Below are 17,892 nucleotides of genomic sequence, written 5' to 3' on the forward strand. Positions count from 1 at the left end.
GGCCACCGAAAGTTTCTTCAACACCTCAGAAGAGCCCTTGTTAACCGCATAGACCATCCGGGCCTGATCAGCCGGGGTACCCGGCTCATCCAGGATAGAAGCCCAGGTAGCCAGTAGGTTCAGGTCTACGGTGACAATGCGTTCTGGGTGGGGGCGGGTATCCCAGTTGTTCTTGTCGTCTTTGAGGGCTGGGACGAAGTCGTAGGTTCCGTGGGCGGTAAGTTTGGTGACGGTGTCGGGGTGGTAGAGGGAAGCCGCCATATCAAACCGGATATCAGTTTGAACTCCGGAGTAGATATGGATTCCAAATGGATTATGGTGATCAATTTCGAAGAGCTGGAGCTCATTAACGAAGTGCCAGTGTCTTCTTAGCCGGTGATAGGCAGCTGATCGGAGCTGGGCAGCCTTCTTCTCGGTGAAGTGGGATTCGGGGTGGATCAGGGATACCACTCCTCTACCGGAGTTGTTTTGCCAGGTTTTGACCATGAAGGCCCGGTAGAGGTCTGGTTGCAGTCCGTTTAGTAGGGGATAGGTTGCCTTGTGGGAGAGGAACTCTGAGGTGGCTGCTATGCCTGTGGCTGAGTCTGTGAAGAAGCGGGTGTGGGTGGGGTCTTGGCGGGCTTGGTTGACATAAGAGCTCTTATCGGCATTTGTCGCCTTATTGGCCAGCTGCCACCAGGGGTGGTGCTCCGCCATAATAGCGTTCTCATCCCACCGGGGGCGTACCCAGGGCGGGTTACCCACCTGCAAATCAAAACCGCCACGGGCAAATACCGCCGCAAAATCAAGCTCCCAGTGGAAGAAGCCCTGATCCTGAGCGATCTGCTCGCACACCCGCAACCAGGGGTACCTCTCCAGCACAGCCTCAACCGGCTGGGCCCCGCTCAGCAACAACACCTCGCCCTCGTAGGCATCAAGCTCAGCCCAGTCAGACGGAATCGTCGCAGTAAACCGCTCAGTCTGCCTAGCCTTCTTGCTCAGGGTCGACCCCATGAGCTCACGCAGGGCAACCATCCATTCATCAAAACTCGGGGGCAAAACCTTCACAGTCTTCAGATAACTACCGTCGGCCTGCTGCACCACATTCAGCAAACCGGTGGCGTCATAACCACCCATATCAGGCTTAAGACCGGCCTCAACCTCCACCTTCCGACGGTAGGCATCAAACTCCTGCTGGCTGGCCCTTAGAGTGGTCTCACCGGCGTCCACAGGCCAGAACCACAGGGCACACCAGGCATCCATGACCCGGCGCAAACGACGGTAGGCCGAACCTGCTTCACCCAGCTTAGCCTCAATAGCTTGACGATGAACCCGGCTCTCATACGCAACCTCCGGCGCACCAAAATAATCAATCCGGCGGGAGCTCTCACGCTCAGCAACCCGCATCCGCTGCAGGGTAATACCCCACAGCTCTTCAGCCCGCTCCGACAAATCAACCAGCTGATTAAATTCATCCTGCTTGAACAGCTTAGGAAGCTTAGCCACCCAGGACTTCAGAGCCTTCTGCTCATCCAGGGCAAGCTTCGAATCCTTCAGGGCCTTAGACTCCCCCACTGCCGCCCAGCCATTAGAGGGCAACACAAACTGGAAAACCTTACCGGCCGTTGCAGGGTCAGTCACGCTCAAGCCCTGATGCTCATCAATAGCAGCAGCTAAACCAGTGGCCGGAACAGCAGTCGGCTCATGCTCATTCCAGTAGGCCACCTTCGGCAGCTTCTGCTTATTCCTGCGCACCAGCTCAGCCTCAGAATACACAGCCCGACGGGCCCCAATCAGGGAATTACCCCGTCGCAGATGCAGGCCGAACCAGGGGGCATGAAGCCCCGGATTCATGGTATCCAGCCAAAGAGAAATCTCAGCTAACTCAACGGCTGTTGCGTTAAGATCAACCCCATACACCTGGTGCAAGGCAATCTGAGCCTTAACCTTCTGGTATTCCTCAGCATACCGGTCAGGTTCAATCGTCTGCCCGGTCTCCTTCTGCTTCCGCTTCAGGTACTCGGTAGCCAGCTGTCGGGTAGCCTCCACGACGAAGGCGCCCGACCCCAGGGCAGGCTCGCACACACTCAACTTCAGCAAGTCGTCCGCTGGAGTCTCATCATCAATCAACTCCTCAAGAGCCTGCGACACCACAAATTTGGTCAGAACTTCAGGGGTGTAGTAGGAGGCACTCTGTTGCCGCTCACGGCCCGCAAGCCGGAAGACAAAAGTACCCGGCTCGTACACCACCCTTTCGGGGAGGCCGGTGTCCTCGTTATCCCTCGTCACAAACGACTTCTCAAAACCTGCTTGAATCAGGTCGTCGGCTTTCTCCTGGTTAACCACCCAGGACCCGCCTTCAGCCTTGCCGTCCTTCGCCACCTCATACAGGCGCTCAGTGGCAATAAAACCGGTGTAAGACATCAGGCCCTCATACACCGCACCCAGCTGGTTGATACCCAGGTCAGCATAGGAAATAAAACCACGTTCCTTATTCTTCCCCGCCTTGGTCATCAGCAGGTTAGCAAGAACCTTTTGCAACTCCTCGTTGGACAGCTTGGTCCCATCAATCAGGGCCGTAGCTGCAGGGCTAAACAGGTCAGCCTCAAGCGGCTCAAACCGCAGAAGCGGCTCCTCATTTTCATTCGCAAAGGTATGGTTATAGCCGCGATTGACCTTCGAAAACAGCAAATCCAGCGACTGGTAAAAGTGGGTCCCCTGCTTAGCCTCCGGAGAATGCAGATCAACCAAAATCAGCTCCCGCAAACGGTCCAGGCCATAGCCCTCCTCATAAATCGGATCATGGGCAGGGACCACCTGCATCTCGGGAGAAGCCTCAGCATAAAGCAAGAAGAGAATCCGGTACAGGTAACGCAAGCTCTGACGAGCTAGATCCTGAGCATCCAGGTGCTCGATCTCTGCCCCCCGCCCCTGAGACCGAAGCCGGGCCACCACGTCGTTAGCCAAAATTTCAATCGACAGACGAATACCCTCACGCAGCTCAGACGAAACACCAACAGTGTGCTTTACAGAGGCCTCCAGGACCCCGTCCCACCAAATATTATGCTGGGCATCGAACGTCAACTGAGGACGCCCCAGACAGGCAAGCACATGCGCCAACTCACCCTTAGACTTCTGATCATTTCGCTGCAGGGCAAGGTACAGGTTCACCGCCAGATAACGCCCCTCAGCCCAGCGCTCCTGCTCAGCCAGAAGAACCCAATGGCCCGCCAGCACCAGCACGTACCGTGGCGCATCCTCTGCCCGGAATATAAAAGACAGTGCCGACTGGACGCTCCAGCTCTGGGTCACATCCCCCGAAGCCTTATGAATAATAACCTCATGGGCCAGCCTAGAAACCTCAGAATCAAGCAGCTGATCCACACCAGTGACAGGGTGGGCCTCCAGCACCAGGGTTTCCCCTTCAGGAGCCACCCAAGCATGCTCAAAACTCACCTTCTGGGCAACAGATTCCACAGTTGCTCTATCCAGCAAAGCCCCACCAAACCCAAGGGCCGAACGAATGTCGGCATACACAGCCGCCATCTCGCTCGGAAGTTGACCGGCACTCACCTGAGTCTCATCAAACTCAACCGCAGACAGCAACCTCTCCAACCCGCCACGGGCAGCTTTAAACCGCGACCAGGAAGACTCACCCCCCTCGTCGTCCTGCTTCCACTGCTTTTCAAGATCGATCACTTGCTTCACAAAGGACTCCTGTTTGGCGTCCGTCCTGAAAAAGTGCTCAGAAATCCAGTCTTCTCCAACCACCAGAGAATCAAAAATAGCCATAACCCTTAACCTTCACCTAACTAGAAAAACTACTCGCCCTGCGGGAAAACCAACAGCAAGGGCCGAATCAAATGCTGCGACGGCTCCAGCTTCTCAGCCAGCTGCCGCTCCTCATCAACCCGGACGCCCTGCAACTTCAAGGCAGCTGACCGGGCACCCCCAGGCAACAGCCCCTGGCGATCAGCCCACTGATCAATCCGGCTCTTCCATAAATCCTTCAACCTAGTAGCAGCCTGATCAGCTGAAAGCTTTTGCATCGACTCAAACGTCTCCTGGGCCACGTCAACCGCAACGCCCATCATGCGGGCTAGCTCGTCCTCACCCGGTAGCTCCACCGGGCCGGGATTCATTGACTCAGCAGTCAGACCGATGCCGTCCAGGTAAGCCCGGATATCAAGCACCGGCGAACACATGGCTGAGGAGCCCATAAAGGTAGCCTCATAAAAAGACCGTTGCATAATCTGGCCGTTCTTATTCATATAGGTACCCAGCAACAACATGGTCGGGGCATCTACATCCGCCCGGACGGCAAGAATCTGCTGGCGGGCCACAGTACTCAGGACGCGGTCGCTCGCCCAATCAAGAACCGGGTGCAGGGGCGACAGGTAATGGGCCTCAGGCCAGGTGCCCGCCACTCCGCTGAACTTAGACTGGGACTTCTCCCCCTCCCGAGCCGCAATCAAAGACTGCTGGCCCCGCTCAGGGGTTGTAGCCAAAACCAGTTTCTCCATCACCTGACGAGCCTGCAGGTAGGTCTGGGGCAGGGCTCGTAACCTCTTCCGCAAATCAGCAGGTGGAACCATTTCCAGCTGGGCAGCTGAGGGGAACTCTTCCCATTCAAAACCACCGCGTTCCACAGCAGCAGACGGCACAGGAACCATCTCTTCAACCGCATCCCGCAAGAAATCCAGAGACGACTCGTACAGGGAAGCATCAACATAATCCTCAGCCTGTCCCGGTTCGCTCCCACCCGGTTGGGGGGCTTCTTCAGCGTCATCGAGATCGAAACTGGCGAAGAAATCATCGAAGTCGCTACCGCCAGTCAGCCAGGCAGTATTAGCGTCTAGCTCTTGCACCTCAGCAAAAGTTTCAGCCTCAGTCTGCTGATCCTCCAGCACCTTGATAATTTCCTGCTCCTCTCGGTGGGCGCTCCACTGCCCCATCAAGGACGCTGCCGATCCCAAGGCCTCGTGCGCCTCATGTTCACGCTCCATCAGACGCCCCAACACCCGGATATCACCGCGGAACTTCTCATGGGTCGGGTTCAGCAGAAGGGTCACAATTTCAGGGTGTTCCTTCTGGCCATAACGGTCAATACGGCCGTTCCGCTGCTCAATACGAATCAACGACCACGGAATATCGAAATGAACAAGGTAATGACACTGGGCATGGAGGTTCACGCCCTCAGAAGCGACATCACCGGTCACTAAGACCCGAACAGGAGAGTTCTTCATCTTAAAACTCTCAATCACATTCTGCTGGGTCTGGTCATCCAAACCGCCATGCAGAACGTCCACCTGCTCAGGCTTCAATTTCAGGGCCTTTTGGAGCTCCGACTTAAGCCAGCCTAGGGTGGCAACACGCTCAGAGAAGATAACAACCCGAGTAGCGGACTTAGAACTAATTCCAATCTCTTTCAGGTACTCAACCAGAGCCTCAAGCTTTGACGACCCCTCATCCTCAGCTCGTTCGGCCAGTCCCTGCAAACGACGAATAGCTGCCAGCTCCCGGCCCTTCTGGCTATCCTCAGGTACGACCTCAACCCCAACAGCGAGGGTGTTTGCCCGGTTCCTCAAACTCTCCTTAAAAGCCGCATTCGACGACAAAAACGCCTTTGCCAAAGTCCAGGCAGATAAGCGGTCTTTTGCCACAGGTTCCCGGCCGTCGCCCGGATGCAACCACACCTCAGCCAGCTCCTCAGCAATCGCATTCTCAGCCGCAGATGCCTGCACCAGCCGATTCACTGGCTCCTTTCGGGTCTTCCAATCATTACCTACATACTGGGCAACCTCCGGTGAATTACGGTGCCGCCTAATCACCAAACGATCCAAGGCCTCCGGCTGCACCTTCCCCTGAGCGTCAACTGCTGTCGGATCCAGCAGACGAATCAGCTCAGCAAACGACTCCGCCCTACCGTTATGCGGCGTAGCCGAGGCCAAAATCAAAGCATCAGTGTTAGGGGCCAGGACACGAGCCAATTGATTGTTTTGCGTACCAGCGTTCGTCAGATTGTGGGATTCGTCAATCACTACCGCATCCCACTGGACCTTTCGCAGATGGTTCAGGTACTTTTGGCTCTTTAAAGTATCCAGAGAAACAATAGCCCGCTTAATCACCGAGAAGGGGTTCTTTGTTGAAGGAACTTCCTGCCGAATGCGCTGAATACCGACTGAATCAAGCCGTACTAGGGGCAGGGCAAATCTGGTCCAAAGCTCATGCTGGAACTGTTCCAATACGTGAGCAGGGGCAACGACCAAAATCCGTTCACCCCGCCCACGCCTGATGAGCTCACTCAGAATCATGCCGATTTCCAGCGTCTTACCCAGCCCGACCGCGTCCGCCAGCAGAATTCGGGGACGGATATTGTGGGAGTCAAGTGCCTTACGTACCGCAGCCTTCTGATAAGGCAAAGCATCCAGCATCATCTGGTCGGCTATAACCGGTTCCCCACAGGGCAAGGGCACCTGGGTTTTTCTCAGGGTCGCTTCCAGCCAGAGACGCGACCTCTTATAGCGGGAGGAATCATCAGCCACCACCTTGGTCAGGCGGGGATCCTCAACCTCAATTGTGTCAATCTCAGGATCATCAATGAAGGTTGCTTCTGTATCCCGCACCAGCTCAGACAAACCGATAACATGCACAAGCCGCTGGTCTCCTCGTGATGAAACCTGGGTAACAAGCCAGCTTTCGTCACGGACACGAACCAGGGAACCAGGAGCAATCTGCTGAACCATGAACAACTCTCTTACATAGTGACTTACCAAACTTAATTCTAGAGGTAGCCCCCAACAGAACCGACCAGGCCAGGGCAGGCGCGTCCTCCCTACATCGGAGTTACCTGCCCTAAACCACACGTGCTCAGTAGTTGCTAGGTTCTCATAGCAATAAGTACATTCTGCCAGGTTGTATGATAAATCTAGATGAAAGGAGTATTCACGTGACTACACCAAAACCTGGCCCATTTATTGGAGCTTCTGGGGCTGTGTATCACTATTCCAAAACTGCAGATTATAAAAAGGCAGCACAATCACGTTGCTGCAGACCACTTTCTGATGCTTTTTTAGAATGGCACACCTATTGGCACCTTGCACATGAAGGGGTTACTGAATTAGTTTTGTGGCTTAAGACCCTTCCCACCATCGCGCAAGAACGGGTACTTGGGCAGCTTGAGGCTTTATACGACGACGCAGCCGCTGGCCTCCTTGATCCAAAAGACCCAGGAGAGCCTATCAAAGCAATAGACCAGGGTCATGATTTCTACGAGTTACGACAAATATTCAACGATTTTGGTACAGCCACAAAGCTATTCCGGCAATATCATGCTGAACCATCAATAGGTGATGTGGATAACTTACTTATTACCAGCCACGTACATTTCAAACAGATAGATAACCTAACAGCCAAAGAGATTGCCCACCTGCAGACTCAGCATATGCAGCAGGCAGTAACACGGTTTTCATTGGGAAAGCCTTCCCACTGGGGCCTCAAAATAGTTGAAAAGAAACCTCTTAATTCTCTTCATCTTCTTGATCTCATAGAACAACTCGTCTTTGACTCAGATTCACCAGGCGTCAAATAAATATGAAACCAACCACTTAATACAACCAATTGGTTGTATGACTGTTAGGATACCTATATGGCACGTATGACTACTCAGCGTAGAAAGCGCCAGCTTACCCCCTCTCGTCAACGGGCAAACTATCTTGCTCGGCAAGAACGAGATTTCGTTGCCAGCCTCATCAGCCTCCGCAAAGAAGCTGGGCTGACGCAACAGGATGTTGCAGATAAGCTAGGCGTATCCCAACAAGCGATTTCCAAATTTGAGTCTATGGACTCAAGCCCGACACTCTCCACCGCCCTGTCATACGCCCACGCGGTACAGGCTCTCGTCCACTTCGAAGTCGCTCTCGATGAAGGACGTTTCCAAGAATATGGTGAAGACTGGATTGCGGTTGAAGTAAAAAGCGCCCCTTCTTCAGAACCAGAAGCTGAAGCAGGCAAAGAATTCGTGGATGTAACACCGGAGCACTTCATCACTCCCCAAGAAGCTGAAGCTTTTGCGGGCATTCTGAAAAGTGACGTAGCTCTTGCGGCACGCAAGCAATCCCCTACTGACGGATTTACCGAACAACAACAGCGGTGGATTCATAGCGTTATGGATAAGGCACTGAACCAGGTCGACACCTTACCCACTTTCAATGCAGACTCTTTGCGCACTATTGCAGCTGAGATTCCTGCATATACAGCTAACCCCCAGGGATTTGTGGATCTACCAGATTTATTACGCCAGGCCGGGGTCTGCCTTATCTACTCCGATTTCTTACCAGGCACAAAAATGAGCGGGGTAAGCTTCCAGATCAGCGAAACCCCCGTCATTGGGCTTTCAGGGCATGGACAGAGACTCGATAAAGTTCTCTTCACGCTCATGCACGAGATTAGCCATATCCTCAATGGCGATATCTCTGCTGAAGCGCCAGCTATCTTGCACGGTGAAGAATCATCGGCTGAACTTATTGAGCATCTAGAACAAGCAGCGGACAAGCTTGCTGTAGAACTACTCTTCGGCAATTGTACGATACCTACGCCGGCAAACCCTCGTAAGGCAAACTACGCTTGGGCTAAAAAAGAAGCTGAAGCACTCAATGTGAATTACATTGTCCTTGTAGGCTATTTGCAAAAGCAAGGGATACTTAACTGGAGTCAGCTCTCCAGCAATCCTCCGAAAGTAATTGATTATATGGAGCAGTGGGGCTAGAAATTCTCCTAGCCGCTAGCCATTATCTACCAGGTGCTGAGTCGATCCTTACAAAAGCCTCTCCGCCAGGTCCACATCCACCACCAGATCGGTGATGGCGCCGGTGACTAGGGCAGCGCGCAGGGCAACGGCGCGGTGACGGCCAGCAGCCGCGCACACCCGTCGTCCTATCTTCACCAACTCCGCAGGGGTGGGGCCCGTCGCCCGCTGGTTCAGCGCCAAATCAGCCCAGGTGCCATCCTCCCGCAGCAGCACCGTGCACATATCCCCCACAATGCCCTGCCCCTGCAACTCCCGCATCTGCTCCGCATTGAAATAGCCACCGCTATAGACATGCGATTTCAGCTCACCACCAAAAGCACCCACGCCAAACAGGGCGACATCGGCGCTACGCTGCACCGCCAGCACACCGCGAATCGACCGCTCCCGCCACATGGCCGCCTTGGTATCGGCAAAATCAAAGAAGGCAGGCACCGGGAAATGCACCATCTGCGCCCCGTAAGCAGAAGATACTTGACCCAGAATCGCACCCGAGTAGGGAATCCCCGTCTGCACAGCGTTGCCCGCCCCGTTGAGCTGAACCACCGTCACCCCGGTCAGCGGGCGTTTGGGCAGGAACTGGGCTACCTCGGTTACGGTGGAGCCCCAGGCAACACCAAGTGTCGTGCCGAGCACCATGAGGGAGTCCACAAGGTTTGCTGTGGCTATTGCCACCCTCCTCATACGAGCTTGTTCTGTAGCGTGTTCGGGGGCGCGCACCACCGTCACCCGCACCCGATAGAGGTCAGACAGGCGCTTTTCGAGCGGATCAGAATTATAGGCCTTTTCATTGAGGTGAATCGTCACAACCCCGGTTTCACGTGCAGTTTTGAGCAGGCGAGAGACAGTAGGGCGGGAGACCCCCAAGCGTGCAGCGATAGCTGACATCGTCAAATGCTCCCCGTAGTAAAGCTGGGCAGCCTCAACGACCTGATTCTGACTTCTGTTCATCATAGAACGATTCTAGTTGAACATTTGTTCACAGAGCTGGCAGTTATGTGTTCGCACGGTTGAAATAGTGACCAAGACATTAGCCAGGCAACCCGTCGCAAGGAAGATCCCCATGACTGCCACCTTCACTACCCAGTCCCACCTCACCGCAGAAACCCGCACCCAGGCCCTAGCCGCCATGACCGACGAAGCGGGCGTAGACGTCCTCATCATCGGCGGCGGCGTGACCGGGGCAGGCATCGCCCTGGACGCCGCCACCCGCGGCCTGCGCACCGCCATTGTTGAGGCAGGCGACTGGGCAGCTGGCACCAGCGCCTGGTCCTCCAAGCTCGTGCACGGCGGCCTGCGCTACCTCTACAACCTGGACTTCAAGCTGGTTGCCGAAGCCCTCAAGGAACGCGGCCTGCTCCTTGAGCGCACCGCCCCCCACCTGGTCAAGGCTCAACCCTTCCTCTGGCCCCTCAAGATGCCCGTTATCGAACGCGCCTACTCCGCTGTGGGTATCGGCATGTACGACACCATGGCCTTTGCCGGCGCCGGCGGCCACCGCACCGTGCCCGCCCAGCGCCACTTCACCAAGGAAGGCACCAAGAAGGTCTTCCCCGGTATCAAGGATTCAGCCTTCACCGGCGCTATTCAGTTCTACGATGCCCGCGTGGACGATGCCCGCCTGGTCATTGACCTCGTCCGCACCGCCGCAGGCTACGGCGCTCTGGCAGCCTCCCGCACCCAGGTCACCGCTATTAACAAGGACGCCGCCGGGCGAGTCACCGGCGCCCAGATTGTTGACCTTGAAACCGGCGACGAGAAGACCGTCAAGGCCGCCCACATCATCAACGCAACCGGCGTGTGGACCGAAGAATCAGAGTCCATGGCAACCAAGGAGCAGGGCCTGAAGGTACTGGCTTCTAAGGGCGTGCACATCACCGTGCCCCGCGACCGTATCAAGGCAACCAGCGGTATCTTCACCAAGACCGAAAAGTCCGTGCTCTTCATCATCCCCTGGCAGCGCTACTGGATCATCGGTACCACCGATACCCCCTACACCGAGGACCGCGAGCGCCCCGTCGCCACCAAGGCTGACATTCGCTACGTGCTCGACCAGGCCAATAAGCTGATTGCCGATGAGCTGACCGAGGCCGATATCATTAGCTCTTACGCTGGTCTGCGGCCCCTGCTGCAGCCGGTGGCTAAGAAGGGTGAGAACGCCGCTTCGACCAAGGTGTCGCGTGAGCACACCGTCATGGAAATCGCCCCGGGTATGAGCGCTATTGCCGGTGGTAAGCTGACCACCTACCGCGTGATGGCCGAGGACGCCGTGGACTTCGCCCTGGGCGACCGTGCCAAGACCCTGCCCTCTGTCACCGAGAACATCAAGCTGGTCGGTGCTGAAGGTTATGAAGCTTTGGCTGCCCGCGCCGATGCGCTGGCCGCTGAGAACGGCTGGGATGCTGCCCGCGTGGAGCACCTGCTGGAGCGCTACGGCGCTGAGCTGGCCGATATTATCGCCCTCATCAAGGAAGACCCTTCCCTGGGTACTCCCCTGGCGCAGGCCCCCCAGTTCCTGCGGGCCGATGTGGCCATGGCCGTGCGTGCCGAAGGTGCCCTGCACCTTGAGGACGTGCTGGTGCGCCGCGTCCGCCTGGATCTTGAGGCTACCGACCGCGGCCTGTCCGCTGCCGACGAGATCCTTGAGATTATGGCCGCTGAACTTGGCTGGGACGAGGCCACCGTGGCCCGCGAAAAGGCGATTTACGCCGAGCGGGTTGAGGCTATCGCCGCAGCTGAAACCCATACCAAGGACGCGGACGCCGCGGCTGAGGTTCTCGGGGCAACCCACGTGGCTCTCCGACGTCCTGTCACTACTCTCCACTAAAACATCATTAATCACTAACAACTGCCGGGTGCCCGTTTCGGGCACCCGGCCTGCACAGAAAATACGAGGTCAACGATGAGCTCACTACTGGCAGCTGGTGCTGAAGCTAGCGTCCAGGCAAGCGCCCTTATCTCAGCAGACGGCAATGCGACCCTGCTTGGCGCTTTTGTTTCTGAAGTTATCGGTACCGGCATTCTGATTCTGCTGGGTGCTGGCGTGTGTGCCGCAGTTACCCTGCCCAAGTCAGCCGCTAAGAATACCGACTGGCTGACCATCGCCTTTGGTTGGGGTTTTGCGGTTTTCGCGGCCGTTTATATGTCTGCCCCTTCAGGTGCTCACCTCAACCCCGCTGTTACCCTGGGTCTTTTGATTTCCGGTGGTGACTTTGCCCCCGGTATCGCCCCCACCGTGGGTCACTTCTTCGTTTATGTAGCAGCCCAGATGATTGGTGCCTTCCTGGGTGCCTGGGGTGCCTACCTTGTGTACAAGAAGCACTTTGACGAGGCTGAGCCCGGAACCACCAAGGGTATCTTCTCCACCGGCCCCGCCATTCGCTCCTACGGCTGGAACACCCTGACCGAAGCCTTCGGTACCTTCGTCCTGGTGGGCTTCGTACTGGCCTCCGGTAGCACCCCCTCGGGCCTCGGCCCCCTGGCTGTAGCCTTCATCGTTGTCGCTATCGGTCTCTCCCTGGGCACCCCCACCGGTTACGCCATCAACCCCGCCCGCGACCTCGGCCCCCGCATCGCCCATGCTCTCATGCCCATCAAGGGCAAGGGCTCCTCCGACTGGGCTTACGCCTGGGTTCCCGTTGTTGGCCCCCTCATCGGTGCCTCCGCAGCCGCAATCCTCGTCCCCGCCCTGCTGGTCTAAGCCGGCCACCGGCGTCCGCGCCTTAAACTAAAGACAACCCCTTACCGCGCCAAGGACGGCGCGCACACGAAAAGAGAAAAACCATGTCACAGCTCCCCGAGCGTAAGAAGTACGTCCTCTCAATCGACCAGGGCACCACCAGCTCCCGCGCCATTCTCTTCACCAAGTCCGGTGAAATCAAGAGCGTCGGCCAGCACGAACACGAGCAGATCTTCCCCAAGGCCGGCTGGGTTGAGCACGACCCCATGGAAATCTGGGAAAACGTGCGTCAGTCCGTAGGTGAAGCCCTGACCAAGGCAGAGGTCAACCACCACGAAATCGCAGCCGTCGGCATCACCAACCAGCGCGAAACCGCCGTGGTCTGGGACAAGAACACCGGTAAGCCCGTCTACAACGCCATCGTCTGGCAAGACACCCGCACCCAGAAGGTCTGCGACGAGCTGGCTGGCGAGGACGGCCCCGGCAAGTACCACGACATCGTTGGCCTCAACCTGGCCACCTACTTCTCCGGCCCCAAGGTCAAATGGATCCTCGACAACGTCGAAGGTGCCCGTGAAAAGGCAGAAGCAGGCGATTTGCTCTTCGGCAACACCGACACCTGGGTGCTCTGGAACCTGACCGGTGGTGTTGAGGGCGGCGTGCACGTCACCGACGTGACCAACGCTTCTCGCACCCTGCTGATGAACATCAAGACCCTGGAATGGGACGAATCGATTGCCGCTGACATGGGCATTCCCATGAGCATGCTGCCCGAGATCAAGTCCTCCTCCGAAATCTACGGCTACGGCCGCTCCAAGGGCCTGCTCAACGGCACCCCCATCTCAGGTATTCTGGGCGACCAGCAGGCAGCCACCTTTGGCCAGGCTTGCTTCGAAAAGGGCATGGCCAAGAACACCTACGGCACCGGTAACTTTATGCTCATGAACACCGGTAACAAGCCCGTTATCTCAGAAAACGGCCTGCTCACCACCGTGGCCTACAAGCTGGGTGACGCCGACCCCGTCTACGCCCTCGAAGGCTCCGTTGCGGTCTCCGGCTCCCTGATCCAGTGGCTGCGCGACAACCTCAAGATGATCGACAACGCCGCCGAGTCAGAAGAACTGGCCACCAGCGTTGAGAACTCCGGTGGCGCCTACGTCGTCCCCGCATTCTCCGGCCTCTTCGCTCCCCACTGGAAGTCAGATGCCCGCGGCGTCATCGTTGGCCTGACCCGCTACGTCAACCGCGCCCACATCGTCCGCGCTGCTCTTGAAGCAACCGCCTTCCAGACCCGCGAAGTGCTGGACGCCATGAACGCCGACGCCGAGGCAGCCGGCACCAAGGTTTCCCTAGAGGAACTGCGCGTGGACGGCGGTATGACCGCCAACGAGTTCCTCATGCAGTTCCAGGCTGACCTGCTGGGCGTACCCGTCATCCGTCCCAAGGTCATTGAAACCACCGCCCTGGGTGCCGCCTACGCCGCAGGTATCGCCGTCGGCTTCTGGGACGGCGAGCAGGACGTCATCGACAACTGGTCCGAAGACAAGCGCTGGGAACCCCAGATGGACAAGGACGAGGTCGAACGCCAGTACCGCCTGTGGAAGAAGGCTGTCTCCAAGACCCTGGACTGGGTCGATGAGGACGTCGAACAGGACTAAGCACCCGGCTAAGTCGCAATCTAGCGCTAGGCTGGTTGTCTTGCGCTGAAACAATAGCCCTGCATCGTCACCTACCGGTGAGGTGCAGGGCTATTTGTATACCGCCGAACTAGACTACTTACATGACCTACCACGCCCATACCCTTACCCCGCTGGGTGAAATGATCTTGGCCTCCGACGGGCAGGCCCTCACCGGTGCCTGGTTTACCGGCCAAGCCCACTTCCCCAAGCAGGAGGACCTGGGGCATCGCGTTGAGGTGAGCGACTGTGAGGTGCTGACCGATGCCCAGGCCCAGCTGCTGGAATACTTTGCCGGGAAACGGACCGTTTTTGAGCTGCCGATCGCTCCTGACGGCACCGATTTCCAGCTGGCGGTGTGGGCGGCCCTGCGCGAGATTCCCTACGGCTACACCACCACTTACGGGGCTATCTCAAAAATTGTGGGGCCCGGCGCCCCGGCTCAGGCCGTGGGCCAGGCTGTGGGCCGCAATAAGGTTTCCATCTTTATCCCCTGCCACCGGGTGGTTGCAGTGGACGGCAAACTCACCGGCTACGCGGGCGGGCTGGAACGTAAAGAGTTTCTGCTGACCCTCGAAGAGCCCAGCGCCGAGATTGAAGGGCGGCTCTTCTAATGACCGATACCCGGGTAGGTACCGACGGGCTAGTGCGCCCGGTCTGGGCCGCAGACGATGGTGATATGCAGGCCTATTACGATACCGAGTGGGGTGTGCCCGTCACCGACGAGCAGGGAGTCTTTGAGCGCCTCTGCCTCGAAGGTTTTCAGGCCGGGCTCTCCTGGCGCACTATCTTGACCAAGCGCGAGGCCTTCCGCGAGCTCTTTGAGGGCTTTGAGGTTGAGAAGGTTGCGGCTTTCACCGAGGACGACGTGGAGCGGCTAGCTGCGGACGCCCGCATTATTCGCCACCGCGGCAAGATTCGCGCAGCTATCGGCAACGCCCAGGCAACAGTCGCCCTGCGGTCGGTCGGCTGCGTGACGGCTCCCGGCGGAGCCGCCATCGACCTAGCGGCGCGGACGCTTGCGGCAGGCCAGCAGGTTGAGGCAGGTTTACCCGCCCTCATCTGGTCTTTCATGCCCGAGCGCACCCCGACCCCGGCCGTCCTCTCCGATATTCCCACCCAGGATGAGAACTCCCTGCTACTCTCTAAAACCTTGAAGAAGCTGGGCTTTAAGTTCATCGGGCCCACCAGTGCCTACGCCATGATGGAAGCCATCGGCGTGCTCGATACCCACCTGGTGGTCTCCCACCGCCGCGGCATCTCAGGCCTGTGGAACGAGGACGGCACGCGGCGAAACTGAAACTCCGTATGCGGGGAGCCAGATTCAATGGCCAAGCAAGCTTCTAGAACATCAGTTATAAGGACCCATGAATCGTGAACCGTTCAAATGCATCATGTGAGTTGGCTCTTCAGCAATCCAGGCTTCGGTCTCCCACGCCAAATCAGCAATAAACCTCCGAAGCGTTGCGCGGTCTGGGAAACAAGAAACATATACCAGCCCCGCAGAAGTCTGTGAAAATAGAGATTCGAGCTCTGAATAACGCCAATGGTCGACAGGGCCGTGCGTTGAGCATGCCTCTATAAGAAACAGCCAATGTTTATCGGGCTGATACACGATAAGATCCGGCATTTTTCCATGTTCCGGGAGTTCGATACCTAGCTCACGAAGCCGTTCCCTATCGTATGTGCCTTCCTTACTATCAGCATCGCCGATATAGAGAACCTGAGCGTCAGGAATGAACTGAGGGCAAAAGTCTGTGATGATCTTTTCAATCAGCTGGTTTTGCCCGCCTCGCTTTAACGAGACCTTTTCCCCTTGCGGCAGAGTTATGCTAAATCTCGACCGCTCTCTAGCTTTAGCGTACTTATCGGTAAGAACGACCTTGGACTTTAGATATTTTTCTATTATTTTTCCACTGCTATCGCCCTGGTAGGAGCGGACGACTGCGAGCGCTTCATCAGAAAGACGGTAAACATTTTTTGATGAATTTGTGGGTCTTTCAGGGTCATCATCATTATGTAGACAAAACCCCGCTTCAACGAACTGCTTCAGCACAAATCGTCTAATAGTTTCTCGCGTATTTTCAGCAACCTGAAAATCTAGCTCCTGCCGCATCCAGTCCATAATCGAGCGGACACCCATGCGAGGGTTGCTTGCTTCGGCCCAGTCTTGCTCAAAATTAAGCTGGGCTAAAGCTAGAAGGGTTCTTGCGGCCATTACGTTAGTGCGCTGCCTATCAAACCCTAGCGTAGTGAGAAGTTTTTGTGCGTCGTTAAGCTGCGGCATGCACTTTGTCCTTGTTGCCTAGCACTTCGTATACAGCTGCATCGGGGTCAAGCCCGGTGCGCGCTATATCTCTTAGTTGCTGTGTCGAAGGGTAGGGCATCATCCGTAAATCGGTAGCGTTCACCTGAGTATGGCCAGAGAAAATACGAAAGTATCTATCGACGTAGCTTGAGTTCAGCCACAGTGTTAGCCCTAGAGCTAAATCTTGCGAAAGCCCCTCCCCCTGACTGTGAAAGTAATTGGTCTTATTATCAAAAGCAGCCTTCTCTTTCGACGACCAGATCGCTGCTGTAACTCTACGTTTTTCTTCTTTAGCGCTAAAACGTTTAACCAGCACAAAAATACCAGGGGCAACAGTGTTTTTATCTTCTGTTGTTGTTTGGTAATACTGAGGTTTCTTCAGATCTGCTTTCGGGTGCTGCAGATTTCCTGCTGTAAAATGCGCTGGATATACCAAGGGAACAGTTAGTTTATTCGGCTTGAGTTGAAGTTTATCTTTATTCCTAAAGTCAACAACTTTTCCAGTTGACACTTGCAGTCCAATATCGCTGAGGTGATGAGTAGCCCGTGCCATCCAAGCGATAATCTCTTCATCTTCTTGATGGGCAGGAACAAAGATTACTCCCTGCGACTCAACTGCTTCTCTAGCAACGGTTCGGGTCTTGGTTTCTTGCCCTTGCGCTACTGAGCTGCTAATCAGCACGTGTTCGGTTGGCAGCTTATTCTCGAACTTAGTGATGACCGATTCTTGAAGTACTCCGGTGTCTTTAAATACTTCTTTCCGAGACTTAAAGGTATGGATATGGGTAAGTGAGCAGGTACGATGCAGAAGCTCTCGGTACTGTTGAAAATAGGGACCGTTCATCCATGAGCGGGGAGTAATAGCGATAAGCTGCCCATCAGGTGAAAGCATCTGTGCGCCAAGGGCAACAAATGCAGCATACAAGTTAGGAACATTTACATCGTGCACTCTCAGATGCTTTGCTTCAGCGCTTGACGCAGCTATCTTCGCATAAGGGGGATTCATGATGACCACGTCAAAGTCCTGCTCCTGTGGGTCTCCCGAGCTCATAAGATCCTGGTACGCCCAATACACAAAATCTTGCTGCTGGACGGTGTAGGTGAAATCTCCCAGGTGAGCCTCAGCATCAGCAAGAGCGGCTTCAAGAGTTGCTAACAGCGAAGGGTCTTTTTCGATAGCTACAACGTGGATAGGCATCTGGGGTAAAGCTTCTCGGATACGTTGACCTGCTGCAATGGCCAATACGCCAATACCTGCACCGGGATCAAGAATTCTGATTTCTTTTTTCTCTGCTAATGGTGAGACGTCTACCAGGTCTGCCATAATTTCCGCTACCGCAATGGGCGTGAAGAACTGCTCAAATTCACTCAGATTTTCTAGACCTATGCGCTGAAGCGTTGAGGTGCGTACATTTTCTGTACGTTGAAGCAGTGTATTCATGTA

General features: G+C 56.0%; 12 protein-coding genes. 7 read left to right on the forward strand and 5 right to left on the reverse strand.

Annotated elements, in window-relative coordinates; translation table 11 throughout:
• On the reverse strand, positions 1-3,771 hold a 3,771-nt coding region (locus ACFP6B_RS02585; protein WP_377126428.1), incomplete at its 3' end, for a DNA methyltransferase.
• Between the two features lie 29 nt (positions 3,772-3,800).
• Positions 3,801-6,725 carry a helicase-related protein gene (locus tag ACFP6B_RS02590; protein WP_377126431.1) on the reverse strand — a complete coding sequence of 975 codons (2,925 nt, stop codon included), beginning with the start codon at positions 6,723-6,725 and terminating at the stop codon, positions 3,801-3,803.
• A 203-nt stretch (positions 6,726-6,928) separates the two neighbouring features.
• On the opposite strand from ACFP6B_RS02590, the gene ACFP6B_RS02595 reads away from it, so the two are divergent.
• On the forward strand, positions 6,929-7,570 hold the full coding sequence (locus tag ACFP6B_RS02595; protein WP_377126434.1) for a hypothetical protein: 642 nt from the start codon (positions 6,929-6,931) through the stop codon (positions 7,568-7,570).
• A 66-nt stretch (positions 7,571-7,636) separates the two neighbouring features.
• Positions 7,637-8,746, forward strand: coding sequence for a helix-turn-helix domain-containing protein (locus ACFP6B_RS02600; RefSeq protein WP_377126437.1), 1,110 nt, complete (start codon positions 7,637-7,639; stop codon positions 8,744-8,746).
• 48 nt (positions 8,747-8,794) lie between these two features.
• Here ACFP6B_RS02600 and ACFP6B_RS02605 read toward each other — a convergent pair whose 3' ends face one another.
• The gene (locus tag ACFP6B_RS02605) at positions 8,795-9,739 is read right to left on the reverse strand and encodes a sugar-binding transcriptional regulator (protein ID WP_377126440.1); all 945 of its coding nucleotides are present in this window, start codon (positions 9,737-9,739) and stop codon (positions 8,795-8,797) included.
• A 109-nt stretch (positions 9,740-9,848) separates the two neighbouring features.
• On the opposite strand from ACFP6B_RS02605, the gene ACFP6B_RS02610 reads away from it, so the two are divergent.
• The 5 genes from ACFP6B_RS02610 (at position 9,849) to ACFP6B_RS02630 (ending at position 15,440) form a co-directional block, all read left to right on the forward strand.
• A complete protein-coding gene (locus tag ACFP6B_RS02610; RefSeq protein ID WP_377126443.1) occupies positions 9,849-11,612 on the forward strand; it encodes a glycerol-3-phosphate dehydrogenase/oxidase in 1,764 nt (587 codons plus the stop codon).
• Positions 11,613-11,687: 75 nt separating this feature from the next.
• A complete protein-coding gene (locus ACFP6B_RS02615) occupies positions 11,688-12,485 on the forward strand; it encodes an MIP/aquaporin family protein (RefSeq protein WP_377126446.1) in 798 nt (265 codons plus the stop codon).
• Between the two features lie 83 nt (positions 12,486-12,568).
• Positions 12,569-14,122, forward strand: a complete 1,554-nt coding sequence (gene glpK / locus ACFP6B_RS02620) for a glycerol kinase GlpK (RefSeq protein WP_377126449.1) — start codon at positions 12,569-12,571, stop codon at positions 14,120-14,122.
• Positions 14,123-14,244: 122 nt separating this feature from the next.
• Positions 14,245-14,754, forward strand: a complete 510-nt coding sequence (locus ACFP6B_RS02625; protein ID WP_377126452.1) for a methylated-DNA--[protein]-cysteine S-methyltransferase — start codon at positions 14,245-14,247, stop codon at positions 14,752-14,754.
• The gene (locus ACFP6B_RS02630; RefSeq protein ID WP_377126455.1) at positions 14,754-15,440 is read left to right on the forward strand and encodes a DNA-3-methyladenine glycosylase I; all 687 of its coding nucleotides are present in this window, start codon (positions 14,754-14,756) and stop codon (positions 15,438-15,440) included. The genes ACFP6B_RS02625 and ACFP6B_RS02630 overlap by 1 nt, the downstream gene beginning before the upstream one ends.
• Before the next feature lie 51 nt (positions 15,441-15,491).
• Here ACFP6B_RS02630 and ACFP6B_RS02635 read toward each other — a convergent pair whose 3' ends face one another.
• A complete protein-coding gene (locus ACFP6B_RS02635) occupies positions 15,492-16,427 on the reverse strand; it encodes a BsuBI/PstI family type II restriction endonuclease (protein ID WP_237185467.1) in 936 nt (311 codons plus the stop codon).
• A complete protein-coding gene (locus ACFP6B_RS02640) occupies positions 16,414-17,889 on the reverse strand; it encodes an Eco57I restriction-modification methylase domain-containing protein (RefSeq protein WP_237185468.1) in 1,476 nt (491 codons plus the stop codon). Before ACFP6B_RS02640 ends, ACFP6B_RS02635 begins: the two co-directional genes overlap by 14 nt.
• Positions 17,890-17,892 lie beyond the last annotated feature (3 nt).

It is taken from the genome of Rothia nasimurium, from assembly GCF_042660305.1.
In the GTDB taxonomy this organism is placed as follows: Bacteria; Actinomycetota; Actinomycetes; order Actinomycetales; family Micrococcaceae; genus Rothia; species Rothia nasimurium.